Genomic DNA, 16,879 nt, shown 5'->3' with positions numbered 1-16,879 from the left:
ACACCCCAGCCGAGCGCCTGGCTAAGCTCCTGACCGAAGCCAGTTGATCATGCGTGTTGCAACGATCCCTCGAATCCGCCCCTTGCCCCCGCCTGGGCTCCGCCCCGGACCCCGGCACCACCGGAGGCCTCGGGCTGGGTTCCGTAGTGGGTCGCCTTGGTGGTGTCGGTCTCCGTACGGCGCACCAGAGGCAGCCACATTTCAGGGTGGGGGTCAAGACAAAAAGACGTCTTGACCCCCACCCTGAAATGCGGCAGGGCTTCGCCTGCGCCGTACGGAGACCGCCCCCACCTGTGGTTGTTGCGCCTTCGGCACTACAAGCTTGGGACGGCTCGCCTTCGGCATCGCGGGCTTTGGGGCGGCTCGTCTTCGGCATCGCGGGCTTGGGGTGCTCGCCTTCGGCATCGTGCCTTGGTCGGCTCGCCTTCGGCGTCGCCCCTGTTGGGCGGTGTTCGTCGTCAGTGGTGAGAGAATGCCCTGGTGAACTTGCTGGGACCCGCCGACGTGCGCAGGCTTGCCGCTGAGTTGGGCATCCGGCCCACCAAGAAGTTGGGGCAGAACTTCGTGCACGACCCCAACACGGTGCGGCGCATCGTGGCCTCGGCTGAGTTGTCTCCCGAGGACGTCGTGCTCGAGGTGGGGCCTGGGCTCGGGTCGCTCACCCTTGCGTTGCTGCCCGCTTGCAAGGAGCTCGTCGCGGTCGAGATCGACCCGGTGCTGGCCGCTCGGCTGCCGCAGACCGCGCGGGAGCAGGCGCCTGAGCTGGCGGGTCGGTTGAGCGTGGTGCTCAAAGACGCGATGAAGGTCGCGGTCGGTGACCTGCCTGCGGAGCCGACCGCGTTGGTTGCGAACCTGCCGTACAACGTGGCGGTACCTGTCGTCCTGCACCTCATGGCCGAGTTGCCCTCCCTCTGCAAGGGGCTGGTGATGGTGCAGGCCGAGGTTGCGGACCGGATGGCCGCCGCGCCTGGTAGTCGCATCTACGGCGTGCCCAGTGTGAAGCTCGCCTGGTACGCCGAGGCCAAGAAGGCCGGGATGGTCGGGCGCAACGTGTTCTGGCCGGTGCCCAACGTCGACTCCGCGTTGGTGGCATTTACGCGGCACGACGAGTTGGTGTCCGATGTGGACCGGGAGAAGCTGTTTGCGCTGGTGGACGCGGCGTTTGCGCAGCGCAGGAAGACGTTGCGGGCGGCGCTCGCGGGGTGGGCTGGTAGTGCTGCTGAGGCTGAAGTGAGGCTTCGTAAGGCCGGGGTTGACCCCGGCCTGAGGGGTGAGCAACTGGGCGTCAGAGACTTCGTCCGGATAGCCGAGGTCTGAGCGCTTGATCCTTCGGCCAACAGTGTGATCTGACGAACGATCCCAATTTTGGCTTGCGTTCGGCTAGTCCTGTCGGGTTCACTTCGAAGTGCCATCCCGAGCGACTGAGAGACCTGGCTCTACGACGTCGCAGCAACCACCCACTCGATGTGGGCAGGTGCTACCGCCAGGAGCGATGGAGGATCACAGTGCACACGCAGCGAATGCTCACGCGCCGGCGAGTCGTCGACCAGTGCCGCCGTACCGCTTCTGCCTGTCGTCGCCACCTCGTCTAAGGCGCCTTCTCTAGGTCTTCGTCGTCCACTTCGGACGCTTCTCTAGCAGGACTCCGGCCAGCACACGCCCTGGGGCGTGCGGTGCCGCGCGCATTCGTGGAGCGAAACAGTGATCACAGTTGAGAACCTCACCAAGTCCTTCCAGGGCATTCCTGTCCTGAACGGCGTCAGCCTCGACGTCCAGTCCGGCAGCGTGCTCGGGGTCGTCGGACCCAGCGGTGCCGGCAAGTCCACGCTCGCTCGGTGCGTCGCGTTGCTCGAGCGGCCGGACAGCGGTGCCATCCGGGTGGACGGGACCGACCTGACCGCGCTCGGCGGTACTGCCCTGCGCAACGCTCGGCGGCAGATCGGTGTTGTGCCGCAAGGGGATTCGTTGCTGCGGCAGCGGACCGCCGCCGGCAACATCGCGTTGCCGCTGGAGTCGGCCGGCGTGCCCGGACCGCAGCGGCGCAGCCGGGTTGGTGAATTGCTCGACCTCGTCGGGCTCACCGACAAGGCCGGTAGTTACCCCGACCAGCTGTCCGGTGGGCAGCGGCAGCGGATCGCCGTGGCGCGTGCGCTCGCCGCCGGGCCGTCGGTGCTGCTCGCCGACGAGCCGACGTCCGCGCTCGACCCCGAGACGACCGGGTCTGTGTTGACGGTGCTCGACCGGGCCCGTGCTGAGCTGGGTGTCACTGTTCTCGTGGTCACGCACGACATGGCTGTGGTGCGGAAGATCTGCGACGACGTCGCGGTGCTCGAAGAGGGGCGGGTCGTCGAGAACGGCAAGCTGCTCGACCTGATCGGCGACTCGAACAGCCGCACCGCTTCCGCGTTGCTGCCCGCGGTCGACCTGAACCCGGTGAACGAGAGCAACTTCGACCGCGTCGCGGACGTCGTGCTCGTCGGGTTCGCTGCCGTCGGCGCGCTGCTTCCCGAGGCGTCGCACCGGTTCGGCGTCGAGGTGAACCTGCTCGGTGGCGGGCTCACCCGGCTCGCCGAGACGCCGGTCGCGCGGTTCCGCCTCGGCATCACCGGTGAGCGGGCCGACTCGGCGCTCGAGTGGATCTCCGAGGCGGGTGGCGTCGTGCGCCGGACGCTGAAGGGTCCGCAGGGAGTAGCTGCGTGAGGTCTGCGACACCCTGGTCCGACGTGCTCAACCGGCTCGTCGAGGCCACCGGCGAGACGCTGTACATGGTCGGCGTCGCCACCCTGATCGCAACCCTGTTCGGCATTCCGGTCGGCGTGTGGCTGCAGCTCACCTCGCCAGGTGGGTTGCGGCCGCAGGCGAACCTGCACCGGGTGCTCAGCTTCGTCACGGACCTCGGCCGCTCGATGCCGTTCATCGTGCTGCTCGTCGCGCTGATGTCGGTCACCCGGCTCGTCGTCGGCGCGTCGATCGGCACCAGCGCGGTGATCGTGCCGCTGTCCGTCGGCGCAATCCCGTTCGTCGGGCGGCTCGTGCAGAACATCCTGTCCGAGGTGCACGTGTCGGTCGTCGAAGCGGCCGTCACGACCGGTGCGTCGACGGTGCGGATCGTGCGCAGCGTGCTGATCCGCGAGTCGCTGCCCGCGCTGATCAACGCGATCGGCGTGACCGTGATCGCGCTGATCGGGTACTCCGCGATGGCGGGTGTGATCGGTGGCGGCGGACTCGGCGACCTCGCCATCCGCGAGGGCTACCAGCGGTTCAACGCCCGCCTCCTGTGGAGCACCGTCGCGTGGCTCGCGGTGCTGACCACCGTCATCCAGTTCGGCTTCACCCGTGCCGCTCGTGCGTCCGACCGACGCCGGCACGCTTCTGTCTAACTCTCACAAGGAACGTAATGCGTATTCGTGCTGCCCTGATTTCGGCTGCCCTCTTGTTGTCCACGGCCTGCTCCGCGGGTGGCTCGACCGCCTCGTCGACCGACGCGCTGAAGGTCGGCGTCTCGCCCGTCCCGCACGCGCAGATCCTGCGCTACGTCGCGGAGAACCTCGCCGCCGAGAAGGGCCTCAAGATCGAGGTCGTCGAGTTCACCGACTACGTCCAGCCCAACACCGCGCTGGTCGACGGTTCGCTCGACGCCAACTACTTCCAGACCGTGCCGTACCTGGAGACGTTCAAGGGCCAGAGCGGCGCGCAGGTCGAGTGGATCGCGCCGGTCCACATCGAACCGCTCGGCGTCTACTCCAAGAAGCACAAGTCGTTGAGCGACCTGCCGTCCGGCGCGAAGGTCGGCCTGGCCAACGACGCCACGAACGAGGCGCGCGGGCTGCGGCTGCTGGAGGCCAACGGTCTGATCAAGCTCGGCAAGTCCGGTGCGGACGTGTCCGTTCGGGACGTTTCGGACAATCCGAAGAACCTGCAGTTCGTCACGCTCGAAGCCGCGCAGCTGCCGCGGTCGCTGGAGGACACCGACGCGTCGGTGATCAACGGCAACTACGCGATCGACGCCCAGCTCAAGCCGGCCACCGACGCGCTCGCGCTGGAGGAGGCCGAGGGCAACCCGAACGCGAACGGCCTGGTCACCAGGGCCGAGCTCAAGGGTGACGAGCGGATCCGCAAGCTCGCCGAGCTGCTCGGGTCGCCTCAGGTGAAGGACTACATCAAGTCGACCTTCGCCGGTTCCGTCATCGCCGTATGAGATCACTGTGACCAGGGGATACGTGTGGACCACCCGAACGCCCGTACGCTGACGTGGTGCTCGCTGTAGTCCCACCCCCTGTCACGGTCCGCGTCCCGGCCAAGGTCAACCTGCACCTGGCTGTCGGCGACGTGCGCAAGGACGGCTACCACGACCTGGTCACCATCTTCCAAGCGTTGTCGCTGGTGGACGAGGTGACAGTCGCGGTCGCCGACGAGCCTGGAGTGGAGGTGCACGGCGAGGGCGCCGACTCGGTGCCCACCGGTGCCTCCAACCTCGCCTGGCGCGCGGTCCGGGTGCTGGCCGCGCACGTCGGCAAGGACCCGGAAGACCCGAAGGTGCGGGTCGTGATCCGCAAGGCCATCCCGGTCGCGGGCGGCATGGCGGGCGGCAGCGCGGACGCCGCCGCCACGCTCGTCGGTCTGGCCGCGTTGTGGCGGCTGGAGATCAGCCGTGACGAGCTGGCCGGGCTGGCCGCGAAGCTCGGCGCGGACGTGCCGTTCGCGCTGTACGGCGGCACCGCGCTCGGCACCGGCCGCGGCGAGCGGATCGTGCCCGTGCTGGCCCGACACCAGTTCCACTGGGTGCTCGCGTTCGACCGGCGCGGCCTGTCGACGCCGGACGTCTTCGACGAGCTGGACCGGCTGCGCCGCGAGGGCGACCCGCCGCGCGTCGGCGAGGTCGAGGCGGTGCTGGAGGGCCTGTCGTCCGGCGACCCGCGCCAGCTCGCCCTGCTGCTCGGCAACGACCTCCAGGCGGCCGCCGTGTCGCTGCGCCCGAACCTGCGCCGCACGCTGCGCGCGGGCGTGAGCGCGGGTGCGCTGGCGGGCATCGTGTCCGGCTCCGGGCCCACGTGCGCGTTCCTCTGCACGGACAGCGACGCCGCGGTGCGCGTGGCCGCCGAGCTGGCCGGAGCGGGTGTGTGCCGGACGGTGCGCGTCGCGTCCGGGCCGGTGCCCGGTGCGAAGGTCATCTCGACCGAGGAGGCGCCGCGTCCCATTCCGCCCGAGGTGCACGCTTGATCCGGCTGCGGCAGTCGAATCCGCCGATCTACAGTTCTCCCGGCTTCTCCGGAAGCTCCACACGTGCCCCGGTGCGCGGTCTCGCGGGTCTCCGCGGGCTTGGTCAGTGGCGCGGGGCGGGTCGGTAAACCCCGTCCGGCCGAGAGCCAACTCCGATCTCGGGGCACGTGTGGTCTTTTGCTGTGAGGGGGCGAACGTGGGCAGATCGACCAAGACCGAGCTGTTCCTGATCGCCGCGTCGCACCTCGTCAGCGACGACCCCGTGTACAACGCCGCCCACCTCGCCCGTTACGTCGAGCTGGTGCGCCGGTGCGCCGTCGACGATCCGGAGTGGACGGCCCGGCTGTTGCGCTGGGTGCGGCACGAGGCGGACCTGGTGTCCAGCGCGTTCATCGGTGCGGCCGAGTTCGTCGCTGCCCGGCGTGCCGCGGGTCAGCACGGTCTGTCCCGGCAGGTCGTCGACTCCGTGCTGCGCCAGGCCGACGAGCCGGGCTGGCTGCTGGCGTACTGGAACCACTGGCACGGACGCACCCTGCCGAAACCGTTGAAGCGCGGGGTCGCCGACGCCGTCCGCCGCCTCTACACCGAGCGGTCGCTGCTCGCCCACGACGGCTCCTCACTCAGCATCCGGTTCGGCGACGTGCTCGCGCGCGTGCACCCGGCTCCGGTCGACGCCCACCAGGCCGCGTTGTTCTCCTACGCCGTCGACCGCAGGTACCGCCGCAACGCCGAGATCCCGGCCGAGCTGGCGGTCGTGCGGGCTCGCGCGGCGTTGTCCGCGGTGCCCGTCCGCTCGCGTCGGCTCGACGCCGCGGCCGTGGCGGACGGGGGCATCACCTGGGTCTCGGTGCACGGCTGGCTGAAGCGGCAGCTCACCGCGGCGGAGTGGGAGGTCCTGCTGCCGACGATGACCGACCGCCAGCTGCTGCGTTCGCTCCCCGAGCTCGAGCAGGCCGGACTGGGCGACGTGCGGGCGCCCGCCGGCCGTTCCGTGCCGCGGGTGCCCGGCCACACCCTCGTGCTGATCGACACCGCGGCCGGGTTCGAGCGGGGCGCTGACCTGCTGGCGAGCAACTGCGAGCACGCGCAGATCGTGCGGTGGCGACGCGGCGGCGGGTTCCTGCGCCGTGACGACGTGGTGCGAGTCATCCGCAAGTGGTTCCGTCGGCACGACCGGGTCGTGGTCGTCACCGGGGAGCAGGACATCGACGGCCCGCTGCACCGGGCGGTGCCCAGGTCCGTGCCGCTGCACGTCTGGAGCCTCGGCCGGTCCGGCCCGGCGTCGGTCAGCGTGCCGAACAGGTACTGCTACGACGGGCTCTCGGAGTCCGCGTTCCGGGCGATCGGGCTTCTGGAGACGGGTGAGCAGGGGCTTTGGCCCTTCTAGGTAGCCTTCAGGCTGGCAGTTTCGTCTAGTCGTGAGGTTTTGATGGCCAACCTGGTCAACCTGGAGTCCGTCTCGAAGTCGTTCGGCGTGCGCCCGTTGCTGGACGGGGTCTCGCTGGGTGTCAACGAGGGCGACCGGATCGGGGTGGTCGGCCTCAACGGTGGCGGCAAGACCACGCTGCTCGAAGTGCTGGCGGGCATCGAGCCGCCGGACGACGGCCGCGTCTCCCGCACGCGCGACCTGCGCATGGCGGTCGTGACCCAGCGCACCGAGCTGCCGGAGGGCTCGACCGTGCGGCACGCGGTCATCGACCCGCTCGGCCACGACGCGGAGCACGAGTGGGCGTCCGACGCCCGCGTGCGGTCCATTTTGGACGGACTGGGGATCACCGCGCTGGGCCTGGACTCCGTGGTGTCCACGATGTCCGGTGGCGAGCGCCGCCGCGTCGCACTCGCGGCAGCGCTGATTCAGGATCTGGACCTCGTCGTGCTGGACGAGCCGACCAACCACCTCGACGTCGAGGGCGTCCGCTGGCTGGCCGAGCACCTGACCGCGCGCCGCTGCGCCCTGGTGGTCGTGACGCACGACAGGTGGTTCCTCGACACCGTCTGCAACCGCACCTGGGAAGTGGTGCAGGGCAAGGTGGAGCAGTACGAGGGCGGCTACGCGGACTGGATCTTCGCCCGCGCCGAGCGCGCTCGTCTCGCGAACACCCTGGAGGAGAAGCGGCAGAACCTGGCGCGCAAGGAGCTCGCCTGGCTGCGCCGCGGTGCTCCCGCACGCACGTCCAAGCCCCGCTACCGCATCGAGGCGGCCGAGGCGCTGATCTCGGACGTGCCCCCGCCGCGCGACACCGTGGAGCTGATGGCGTTCGCCAAGCGCCGCCTCGGTCGCACGGTCCTCGAGCTCGAGGACGTGTCACTGTCCATTCCGGACCGCGTGCTCGTGCGCGACCTGACGTGGCGCATCGGTCCCGGTGACCGCATGGGCTTGGTCGGTGTCAACGGTTCCGGCAAGACGACGCTGCTGCGCCTGCTGGCCGGTGAGCTGGAAGCCGAGACGGGCAAGCGGATCCAGGGCCAGACCGTGAAGCTCGCGCACCTGTCGCAGGAGCTGCAGGACCTGGACGGCTCGATGCGCGTGCTGGAGGCGATCGAGGAGATCGCCCGCCGCGTCGTGCTCGGCAAGTACGAGATGTCGGCGTCGCAGCTGGGCGAGCGGTTCGGCTTCTCGTCGCAGAAGCAGTGGACGCCCGTCGGCGATCTGTCCGGCGGCGAGCGCCGGCGTCTGCAGCTGTGCAGGCTGCTGATGGCCGAGCCGAACGTGCTGCTGCTCGACGAGCCGACCAACGACCTGGACATCGACACGTTGCAGCAGCTCGAAGACCTGCTCGACTCGTGGCCCGGCACGCTGGTCGTGATCTCGCACGACCGGTACCTCGTGGAGCGCGTGTGCGACGAGGTCGTGGCTTTGTTCGGTGACGGCAAGCTGACCTCGCTGCCCGGCGGTATCGAGGAGTACCTGCTGCGGCGGGACTCCTTGCGGGACCGCGAGGTCGGTCCGGTTGTTGTGGACAAGGCGCCGTCCAACGCGGCCGACCAGCGTGCCGCGCGCAAGGAGCTGGCTCGGTTGGAGCGGCGGTTGGAGCAGCTGCACAAGAAGGAAGCTTCGCTGCACTCCGCGCTTGCCGAGGCCGCTACCGATCCGGACAAGCTGCTGTCGTTGGGCGCTGAGTTGAAGACCGTCCTGGCCGAACTGTCGGACGTCGAGGCTCAGTGGATGGAAGCCGCCGAGGTCGTCGAGGGCTGACCGCTTGCCGAATTCTTTTCGGCGAGTTCGGGCTCTTGGTGCGCATTCGGCACCGGAACTGTCGGTGTCGGCTGGGAGAATCAAAGCAGGGGACCCCCTGGCGGGGACCTCTGCGCTAGCGCGGCATGAGCTGCAGCGGCGTGGGCTGTGGCGGCAGGTCGACCTCGGCGTGACGGCTGTCACGCCCAAGCGCGGTCACGTTCGCCAAGCCTGGTGGGTCAGTGCGGTGTAGTCACCCCTGACCGAGGAGCCCAGATGTCCACCACCCACGTCGTCCTCACCCTCGTCGGCGCCGCGATGGCGGCCTTCTCGGCGTTCTCGATCTTCATCCGCGCAACGTGGGTCGTGGATCCGCTGGCCGCGTACGGCGTGCCTGCCGCGTGGTGGCCGTGGCTCGGCGCGGCGAAGGCGGCGGGCGCGGCCGGCCTGGTGGCAGGGCTGTTCGTGCCAGTCATCGGGATCGCGGCCGGGATCGGGCTCGTCCTGTACTTCACCGGAGCCGCCATCACGGTGTTGAGGGCCCGCTCGTACGGCCACGTGGCGTTCCCGCTCCTGTACATGGCGCCGGTGGTCGCGGCGCTGGTGTTCTAGCCGGGAGTGTCGAAGAAGGACAGCACCCTCGCGTCCGGTGCCAGCCACGGCTCGACGTACGCGCGGGCTTGTGAGGGTTCCCGGTGGAACAGTCCGACGCGGACCGCGAACACGAGGGTGAAGCGGCGGTCGCCGAGCCGCAGGTCCTCCAGGTCGGCGACGAGGAACTCGGCCCTGCCGGACACGACGTGAGCGCGGTTGCGGCGGGTCGCCGCCTCGACCATCTTGGCCGAGCGGTCGACCGCGGTGAGCGTGCCGCCGGAGAGGATCTCGCAGATCAGGGACGCCGCGACGCCGTGGCCGCAGCCGATCTCGAGCACGTGGTCGGACGGCCGGACCTCCAGCTGCGAGACCACTGCCGCGAGACGGGCGCTCATCAGCGGCCCCGGCGCCTCAGCTCCGCGGCCAGCATGGGGAGCAGTTCGTCGATGAACGAGCTGTCGTAGCCCTGGCCGGTCAGCAGCGAGTACGTGAACTTGGCCTTCGCGACCTCTTCGGACGACGCGCCGAGCATGCCGTCCAGCGCGACGCCGATCTCCTCGAGCATGCGGTCGACCTGGGCGATGCGGTAGCCGCGCTGGCCGGGTGGTGCGGTGGGGATGCGGAGCTGGCGCAACTCCTTCCACGAGCGGACCGGCTGAATCGAGCGCACCGGGCCGGACAGCTGCTTCTCGACGCGTGCGAGGAAGGCGTCCACCTCGGACTCGTCGTAGCCCCGTCTGCCGATCAGCGGACGACTGAACCTGGCGTCGCGGATGTCCTTCGCGGTCAGGTTGTCCCTGCCGAGCATGGTGGCCTCGATGCGGTCCAGGAACGCGTCCACCTGCGACTCCTGGTAGCCGCGGCGGCCGCGGGGCGGGCGGTGGAAACCGACGTCGCGGATGTCCTGCGGGGTCAGCTTCGGCCCGTCCGGTCTGCGCGGCGGAGGCGTGGGCGCCTTGGCCGCGACCGGCTTCACCGGCGCCGGAACCGGAGCCGCAACCGGCGGCGGGGCGACGGGACGGCGGGGTGGCGGTGCGGTCTCGAACATGACCACGACCAGGTCGAGGAACGTGTCCACGTCCTCCTCGTCGTAGCCGTACGTCCCGGCCGCGGCGGGGCTGAACTCGGTGTTCTGCACTTCCTCCGAGGTGAGCTCGTCCTCGCCGCGCAGGGTGGCCTCGATGCGGTCGAGGAACGCGTCGATCTGGCCCTCGTGGTAGCCCTTCGTGCCTGCTCGCGGCTTGTGGAACCGCACGGCGGCAACGTCTTCCGGGGTCAGCCGCATGGCGGGCGTCAGGCGGGACGACGTGGCGTGCGCGCCCTGCGCCGGTGCGGACTTCTGCTGACGCTGCGGAGTCGACCGCAACGTGTCCGCTACCAGCTGGATGAACACGTTGACCTCGTTGACGTCGTAACCGGGGTCCTTGCCGCCAGCCGGGCTGAACTTGATTTTGAGCACGTCTTCGCGGCTCAGGAAGTCCTTGCCGCGCATGGTGTCCTCGACGAGGTCGAGGAACGCGTCGACTTCGCCCGCGTCGTAGCCGCGCTCCCCGCGCGGTGGGCGGTGGAACGCGACCTGCGCGACATCCTGTGCTGTGAGCAGAGGTGCTGGATGAGCTGGCGCAGCGTGCTGCCGTTGTTCGTAACCGGCCCGATCCACCAATGACCTCCTCGTGCCCCTGTTACGGGGAGTATCGCGTGCTCGGTGGCGAGGTGTTTCGCCCTGACGGAGCAACACTCGCCACTAGGCTCCGTGAACATGAGTCAGTTCGTGGACATGATGCTGGCGACCGCCACCAGTGGTCGCGACCGGGGTATCACGACGGGCGAGCCCGCCGCCCCCGTCCGCAGGACCTGGAGCGAGGTGCACGAGCACGCCAAACGCGTCGCCGGCGCGCTCGACGTACCTGCCGGAACCGCCATCGCCGTGCTCGCCGGTGAGCCCGCTTCGATCGCACCCGCCGTCCAGGCCGCGTGGTTGCGCGGTGGCAGCGTCACCATGCTCCACCAGCCGACCGCGCGCACTGACCTCGCCGAATGGGCCGAGGACACGCTCAAGGTGCTGTCGATGATCGGCTCGACGCTCGTGCTGCTCGGCCGCCCGTTCGACGCACTCGCGGGCGTGCTGGACGAGCACGGCATCGCCTACCGCAAGATCGACGACCTCGACGGCGAACCGATCGCCGAACCTGTCCCTGTCTCCGAGGATGCCACGGCTCTGCTCCAGCTCACCAGTGGATCGACCGCGGATCCGAAAGCCGTGCGCATCACACACGGAAACCTCATGTCGAACGCCCTGGGCATGAGGGTCGCCGCGGGCCTCGACCCGGAGCACGACGTGATGGTGTCGTGGCTGCCGCTCTTCCACGACATGGGCATGGTGGGCTTCCTCACCGTGCCGATGCTGTTCGGGCTCGAACTGGTCAAGGTCACCCCGGTCGACTTCCTGTCCCGCCCGACGCTGTGGGCGGACCTCATCACCCGGCACAAGGGCACGATCACCGCGGCGCCGAACTTCGCCTACGCGATCGTCGCCCGCCGCCTGGCCAGCTCGACGGACACGTTCGACCTGTCCACGATGCGGCTCGCGCTGAACGGCGCGGAGCCCATCGACCCGGCCGCCGTGAAGCTGTTCACCGACGCGGGCGCCCGGTTCGGGCTGCGGCCTGAGTCGATCCTCGCCGCCTACGGCATGGCTGAGGCCACGCTCGGCGTCGCGTTCGCGCCGCTGTTCACCGGGCTGACCGTCGACGTCGTGGACGCCGACGCGCTCGAAACCGAGCACCGGGCCGTGCCGTCGCCGGAGGGACGTGCGTTCCCGCTGCTGGGACCGCCGCTGCCGGGCCTGGAGGTCGAGGTGGTGGACGACGACGGCAAGCTGCTCGGTGAACGCGAGGTCGGCGAACTGAGGGTGCGCGGCGCGGCCGTCACACCCGGCTACCTGACCGTCGACGGCCCGCTCGCGACCCAGGACGCCGACGGCTGGCTCAACACCGGCGACATCGGTTACGTCGTGGACGGTCAGGTCGTCGTCTGCGGACGCCGCAAGGACGTGATCATCATGGGCGGCCGCAACATCTACCCGACCGACGTCGAACGCGCCGCGTGCTCCGTCGAGGGCGTGCGCGCGGGCAACGCCGTCGCCGTGCGGCTCGACGCCGGGACGCAGCGCGAACGCTTCGCCGTCGTCGTGGAGTCGCGCCTCGCGGACGACGAGGACGCCGTGCGCGACCTGACGAAGCAGATCGCCGCGCGCGTCGTGGACGCCGTGGGACTGCGGCCGTTCGCGGTCGTCGTCCAGCCGCCGGGCACGTTGCCGAAGACGCCGTCGGGCAAGCTTCGCCGTTCGGCGGCCGCCGCGCTCGTCTAGTGGAACTTGTTCTGCGCGGCTTCCAGCCCGTAGGCGAGCAACGCCTCCACCGCGTCGGCGGCGGTGTCGATCTCCAAGGCGAGCTGCTTGCGCTCGACGGTGGAGAAGTCCTTGAGGACGTAGTCCGCCGGGTCCATGCGGCCCGGCGGGCGGTCGACGCCGAAGCGGACGCGCAGGTAGTCCTTGGTGCCCAACGACTTCGTGATGGAGCGGAGTCCGTTGTGGCCGTTGTCGCCGCCGCCGAGCTTCATCCGGATCGTGGCGAACGGCAGGTCCAGCTCGTCGTGGACCACGATCACGCTGGCCGGCTCGATCTTGAAGAACTTCATGGCGCCCGCGACGGGGCCGCCGGACAGGTTCATGAAGCTGCGCGGCTTGGCGAGCACGACCCGCTTGCCTGCGAGCCTGCCCTCGAGGATCTCGGCGCCCGCCTTGTGCGCCTTGAACTTTCCGCCGACCCGGCCGGCGAGCTCGTCGAGCACGAGGAAGCCGATGTTGTGGCGGTTGCCTTCGTACCTGGGACCCGGATTGCCCAGCCCGACAACGAGGGCCAGCTCATCGTCCACGGAACCGCAACTCCTGCTCGATGTCGTCCAGCAACGCATCGACGGCCCGCACCTGGTACCCGCGGTTCATCAGGCCGGACGTGGTGCTGAACCGGGAGTTCCTGACCTCGTTCGCGGTCATCTTGCCCCGGCCGTCCAGATTGGCCGCGGCGCGGGCGAGGAAGGCGTCGACTTCACCGCGATCGTATCCGTTCGCCCCGCGGGGGATCTTCACGGCGAGCAGCTTCTCGCCGGTCTCGATGCCCGTCGGGGGGACGATCCCGTTGCGCAGCTGGTGCTCCAGCAGCGCCAGTAACTCGTCCACCTGCTTCTGGTCGTAGCCGTTCGGCACGACCTTGAACACGGCGGTGCGCACGTGGTCCGGGTGGAACTTGATCCGCCCGGCGAGGGCGTCCGCCGCGATGTGCAGCACCTGGTGCACCTGGTCCGGGGAGTAGCCCTTGCGGACGGTGCGGAAGGTGGCTGTGCGCACCTGCGTCGGACGAAGGAACGGCTCGCCACCCCCGGAGTCCGGGGGTGGCGAGCCGTCAGACCTGCCCGACGTGATGGGCTCAGCTCTCGTCGTCGGCCGGAGCCTCGGAGGTGGTCTCCTCGCCCTCGAGCTGCGCGGCGGTCGGGGCGTCGTTGACGGCCACGATCAGCGCGTCGCCGTCGACGGCGAGCGTGACGCCGGACGGCAGCGTCAGGTCGGAGGCGTGGATCTGGGTGCCGGGAGCGGCACCGTCGATCGAGACCTCGATCTGGTCGGGGATGTGGAGCGCCTCGGCGTCGACGGAGACCGTCATGACCTCCTGGTTGACCAGGGTGCCCGACTGAGCCTCGCCGGTGACGACGACGGGGATGTCGACGGTGACCTTCTCGCCCCGCTGGACGAGGAGGAGGTCGACGTGCTCGATGTAGTTCTTGAGGGGGTGGGTGGTGACGGTCTTGGTCAGCGCAAGCTCGTTCTCGCCACCGATGGCGAGGGTGAGGACTGCGTTGTGACCGTGCTCGCGGACGACACGGGCGAACTCGAGCGCCGGCAGGGCCAGGTGCTTCGGGTCGGAACCGTGGCCGTAGAGCACCGCGGGGATCTTGCCGGCGCGACGGGTACGGCGGGCTGCGCCCTTGCCGAATTCGGTGCGCTGCTCAGCGGCGAGACGGACCTCGGACACGGTGGGGCTCTCCTTACAGGTCTGGCCTTGTACGTCGGGCGGGAAGCACAAGATTCTTCAGCTGCGGGTGGCTGCGGCGGCGAGCAGCGCGGAACGTAGAACACGCGCGGCATCAAGCCGCCGCGTCGATCACGCCGAGCGTGATGCTCGCCCTCGCCGAGGCAACCCGACCAGTGTAGGCCTCCCCTCAGGCCAACACCAATCGGGGGGTACCCGAACGAAAACAGGGGGTTCCCGCCCGCCTGAGCAGGGCGAACACGGTCAACGCGGGAGAGCCGCCCCGACCGGTGATCGGAGCGGCTCTCTGCGAACGAACGTCAGGCGTTGCCGTCGAACAGCGAGGTGACGGACCCGTCCTCGAAGACCTCCTGGATCACGCGCGCGAGCAGCGGCGCGATCGAGAGGACGGTCATCTTCGGGGAGCGCTTCTCCGAGGGGATGGGCAGCGTGTCGGTGAACACGACCTCACGGGCGCCGGAGTTCTCGAGGCGCTCGGTCGCCGGGCCGGACAGGATGCCGTGCGTGGCGGCGATGACCACGTCCGACGCGCCCTCGTCCAGCAGCTGCTTGACCGCACCGGCGATGGTGCCGCCCGTGTCGACCATGTCGTCGATCACGATGCAGAGCCGGTCCTTCACGTTGCCGACCACGCGGTTCGACACGACCTCGTTGGGACGCAGCGGGTCGCGGGTCTTGTGGATGAACGCGATGGGCGCGCCGCCCAGCGTGTCCGCCCACTTCTCGGCCAGCTTGGTGCGGCCAGAGTCGGGGGAGACGACGGTGATGTCGCGGTCCGCGTACTTGTCGCGGATGTGGTCGGCCAGCAGCGGCATCGCCCACAGGTGGTCGACCGGGCCGTCGAAGAAGCCCTGGATCTGCGCGGTGTGCAGGTCGACGGACACGAGGCGGTCCGCACCTGCGGTCTTGAACAGGTCCGCCACCAGGCGGGCGCTGATCGGCTCGCGGCCGCGGTGCTTCTTGTCCTGCCTGCCGTACGGGTAGTACGGCATGATCACGGTGATCCGCTTGGCGGAGGCCCGCTTCAGCGCGTCGACCATGATCAGCTGTTCCATCAGCCACTGGTTGATGGGCGCCGTGTGCGACTGGATCACGAAGGCGTCGCAGCCGCGGACCGACTCCTCGAAGCGGACGAAGATCTCGCCGTTGGCGAAGTCGTACGCCGACTGCGGGGTCACCGTCACGTTGAGGTGCTTGGCGACCTCTTCGGTCAGCTCGGGGTAAGCACGGCCCCCGAACAGCATCAGGTTCTTCTTGGGTGTGCCGGCCATCATCGGGTTCACCACGGTCAGCGACCTTCCTCTGTTGTCTCGGCATTCTGCTGCGCCTTGGCCGCTTCTGCCGCCTGAGCCGCGGCGGAGCCGGGCCTGCGGGAGATGACCCAGTCGTCGAAGTTGCGCTGCGGACCGCCGGAGACCGCCAGTGCACCCGGCGGGATGTTGCGGCGCACGACCGTGCCCGCGCCCGTGTAGACGCCGTCGCCGACCGTCACCGGAGCCACGAACATGTTGTCCGAGCCGGTGCGGCAGTGGTCGCCGATGACGGTGCGGTGCTTCTTCACGCCGTCGTAGTTGACCGTGACGCTCGCGGCACCGATGTTCGACTGCTCACCGATGGTCGCGTCGCCGATGTAGGAGAGGTGCGGCACCTTGCTGCCCGCGCCGATCTCCGAGTTCTTGACCTCGACGAAGGTGCCGATCTTGCCCTTCGCGCCGAGGTTGGTGCCGGGCCGCAGGTACGCGAACGGGCCGACCGAGGCGCCCTCCCCGATCACCGAGTCGCTGCCGTGCGTGCGGACGACCTTCGCGCCGGCACCGACGGTCACGCCCGACAGCGTCGTGTCCGGGCCGACCGTGGCGTTCGCGCCGATCGTCGTGCCCGCGCGGAGCTGCACGTTCGGCTCCACTAGGACGTCCTGGCCGAGCTGGACGTCCGCGTCGATCCACGCCGAGGTGGGGTCGACGAACGTGACGCCCGAACGCATCCAGCCGTCGACGATGCGCCGGTTGAGCTCGGCGCCGACGGCGGCCAGCTGCACGCGGTCGTTGATGCCCTCGGTGACCCAGCGGTCGGACGCGACCAGCGCGCCCACGCGGCGGCCGTCGGCGTTCGCGATGCCGAGCACGTCGGTCAGGTACAGCTCGCCCTGCGCGTTGTCGGTCGACAGCCGGGACAGGCCGTCGCGCAGCACCGCCGCGTCGAACGCGTAGACGCCCGAGTTGATCTCGGTGATGGCCTGCTCTTCGGCAGAAGCGTCCTTCTGCTCCACGATCCGCAGCACCGCGCCCTCGGCGGAGCGCACGATCCGGCCGTAGCCGGTCGGGTTCTCCAGCACGGCGGTCAGCACGGTCACCGCGTTGCCCTGCTCCGAGTGCTCGGCGAGCAGCGCGCGCAGGGTCGTGGTGTCGAGCATGGGGACGTCGCCGTAGGTGACCAGCACCGTCCCGCCCAGGTCCGACGGCAGCTCGGCGAGACCGCAGCCCACCGCGTGACCGGTGCCGTTCTGCTGCTCCTGCACGGCTGTCGTGACCTTGCGGCCGAGTGCCAGCGCCAGCTCGTCGAGGTGCGCTGTCACCGCCTCGCGCCCGTGCCCGACCACGACGGCCAGGTGATCGGGGTCGGTGCCCGCCGCGGCGCGAACCGCGTGTTCCACCAACGTTCGTCCGGCGATCCGGTGCAGCACCTTCGGTGTCGTCGAGCGCATGCGGGTTCCCTCACCCGCCGCCAAGACGATCGTGCTGACTCCGCCCTCGAGCATCAATGCTCTCCCTAACAGGCTGGT

At 69.7% G+C, this 16,879-nt stretch carries 16 protein-coding genes, 1 pseudogene and 1 riboswitch; of the genes and pseudogenes, 9 read left to right on the top strand and 8 right to left on the bottom strand.

Annotation, left to right across the window (positions count from 1 at the left end; genetic code table 11):
• Positions 1 to 477: 477 nt before the first annotated feature.
• The 8 genes from rsmA to FKR81_RS27765 all read left to right on the top strand — a co-directional run bounded on the left by rsmA (position 478) and on the right by FKR81_RS27765 (position 9,007).
• On the top strand, positions 478 to 1,317 hold the full coding sequence (gene rsmA / locus FKR81_RS27800; RefSeq protein WP_186763209.1) for a 16S rRNA (adenine(1518)-N(6)/adenine(1519)-N(6))-dimethyltransferase RsmA: 840 nt from the start codon (positions 478 to 480) through the stop codon (positions 1,315 to 1,317).
• An 88-nt stretch (positions 1,318 to 1,405) separates the two neighbouring features.
• Positions 1,406 to 1,499: riboswitch (SAM riboswitch) on the top strand.
• Positions 1,500 to 1,701: 202 nt separating this feature from the next.
• Positions 1,702 to 2,700, top strand: coding sequence for a methionine ABC transporter ATP-binding protein (locus tag FKR81_RS27795; RefSeq protein WP_146356059.1), 999 nt, complete (start codon positions 1,702 to 1,704; stop codon positions 2,698 to 2,700).
• Positions 2,697 to 3,380: a methionine ABC transporter permease gene (locus FKR81_RS27790; protein WP_146356057.1), complete on the top strand. Its 684-nt coding sequence runs from the start codon at positions 2,697 to 2,699 to the stop codon at positions 3,378 to 3,380. Before FKR81_RS27795 ends, FKR81_RS27790 begins: the two co-directional genes overlap by 4 nt.
• 53 nt (positions 3,381 to 3,433) lie before the next feature.
• A complete protein-coding gene (locus tag FKR81_RS27785) occupies positions 3,434 to 4,198 on the top strand; it encodes a MetQ/NlpA family ABC transporter substrate-binding protein (protein WP_235921803.1) in 765 nt (254 codons plus the stop codon).
• 56 nt (positions 4,199 to 4,254) lie between these two features.
• Complete coding sequence (locus tag FKR81_RS27780; RefSeq protein ID WP_146356053.1) at positions 4,255 to 5,220, top strand: 4-(cytidine 5'-diphospho)-2-C-methyl-D-erythritol kinase; 966 nt, start codon at positions 4,255 to 4,257, stop codon at positions 5,218 to 5,220.
• A gap of 196 nt (positions 5,221 to 5,416) precedes the next feature.
• Positions 5,417 to 6,607 (top strand): hypothetical protein, encoded by a 1,191-nt coding sequence (locus tag FKR81_RS27775; protein WP_146356051.1) that lies wholly within the window; start codon positions 5,417 to 5,419, stop codon positions 6,605 to 6,607.
• A 42-nt stretch (positions 6,608 to 6,649) separates the two neighbouring features.
• Entirely contained in the window at positions 6,650 to 8,416 is a 1,767-nt protein-coding gene (locus FKR81_RS27770) for an ABC-F family ATP-binding cassette domain-containing protein (RefSeq protein WP_146356049.1), read from the top strand.
• A gap of 255 nt (positions 8,417 to 8,671) precedes the next feature.
• Complete coding sequence (locus tag FKR81_RS27765; RefSeq protein ID WP_146356047.1) at positions 8,672 to 9,007, top strand: DoxX family protein; 336 nt, start codon at positions 8,672 to 8,674, stop codon at positions 9,005 to 9,007.
• Here the strand turns inward: FKR81_RS27765 and FKR81_RS27760 are convergent.
• From FKR81_RS27760 to FKR81_RS43765, 3 genes and pseudogenes are all read right to left on the bottom strand, one after another.
• Positions 9,004 to 9,384, bottom strand: a complete 381-nt coding sequence (locus tag FKR81_RS27760) for an SAM-dependent methyltransferase (protein WP_146356045.1) — start codon at positions 9,382 to 9,384, stop codon at positions 9,004 to 9,006. The genes FKR81_RS27765 and FKR81_RS27760 overlap by 4 nt on opposite strands.
• Positions 9,384 to 10,481 (bottom strand): DivIVA domain-containing protein, encoded by a 1,098-nt coding sequence (locus FKR81_RS44440; protein WP_407936559.1) that lies wholly within the window; start codon positions 10,479 to 10,481, stop codon positions 9,384 to 9,386. The genes FKR81_RS27760 and FKR81_RS44440 overlap by 1 nt, the downstream gene beginning before the upstream one ends.
• A gap of 6 nt (positions 10,482 to 10,487) precedes the next feature.
• A pseudogene (locus tag FKR81_RS43765) lies at positions 10,488 to 10,592 on the bottom strand (DivIVA domain-containing protein); the annotation flags it as partial.
• A 156-nt stretch (positions 10,593 to 10,748) separates the two neighbouring features.
• On the opposite strand from FKR81_RS43765, the gene FKR81_RS27740 reads away from it, so the two are divergent.
• The gene (locus tag FKR81_RS27740) at positions 10,749 to 12,359 is read left to right on the top strand and encodes a fatty acyl-AMP ligase (RefSeq protein WP_146356043.1); all 1,611 of its coding nucleotides are present in this window, start codon (positions 10,749 to 10,751) and stop codon (positions 12,357 to 12,359) included.
• Here the strand turns inward: FKR81_RS27740 and pth are convergent.
• The 5 genes from pth to glmU all read right to left on the bottom strand — a co-directional run bounded on the left by pth (position 12,356) and on the right by glmU (position 16,855).
• Positions 12,356 to 12,964: an aminoacyl-tRNA hydrolase gene (gene pth / locus FKR81_RS27735; RefSeq protein ID WP_146356041.1), complete on the bottom strand. Its 609-nt coding sequence runs from the start codon at positions 12,962 to 12,964 to the stop codon at positions 12,356 to 12,358. The two genes, FKR81_RS27740 and pth, sit on opposite strands and share 4 nt — an antisense overlap.
• Entirely contained in the window at positions 12,915 to 13,472 is a 558-nt protein-coding gene (locus FKR81_RS27730; RefSeq protein WP_146356039.1) for a DivIVA domain-containing protein, read from the bottom strand. Before FKR81_RS27730 ends, pth begins: the two co-directional genes overlap by 50 nt.
• A gap of 4 nt (positions 13,473 to 13,476) precedes the next feature.
• Positions 13,477 to 14,079 (bottom strand): 50S ribosomal protein L25/general stress protein Ctc, encoded by a 603-nt coding sequence (locus FKR81_RS27725; protein ID WP_146356037.1) that lies wholly within the window; start codon positions 14,077 to 14,079, stop codon positions 13,477 to 13,479.
• A 317-nt stretch (positions 14,080 to 14,396) separates the two neighbouring features.
• Positions 14,397 to 15,368 (bottom strand): ribose-phosphate diphosphokinase, encoded by a 972-nt coding sequence (locus FKR81_RS27720; protein ID WP_186763208.1) that lies wholly within the window; start codon positions 15,366 to 15,368, stop codon positions 14,397 to 14,399.
• 17 nt (positions 15,369 to 15,385) lie between these two features.
• On the bottom strand, positions 15,386 to 16,855 hold the full coding sequence (glmU, locus tag FKR81_RS27715) for a bifunctional UDP-N-acetylglucosamine diphosphorylase/glucosamine-1-phosphate N-acetyltransferase GlmU (RefSeq protein WP_146356035.1): 1,470 nt from the start codon (positions 16,853 to 16,855) through the stop codon (positions 15,386 to 15,388).
• Positions 16,856 to 16,879: the final 24 nt, after the last annotated feature.

The organism is Lentzea tibetensis, assembly GCF_007845675.1.
GTDB lineage: Bacteria > Actinomycetota > Actinomycetes > Mycobacteriales > Pseudonocardiaceae > Lentzea > Lentzea tibetensis.
The sequence above is the reverse complement of the archived record's forward strand: the minus strand, read 5'-3'. Positions and strand labels throughout refer to the sequence as shown.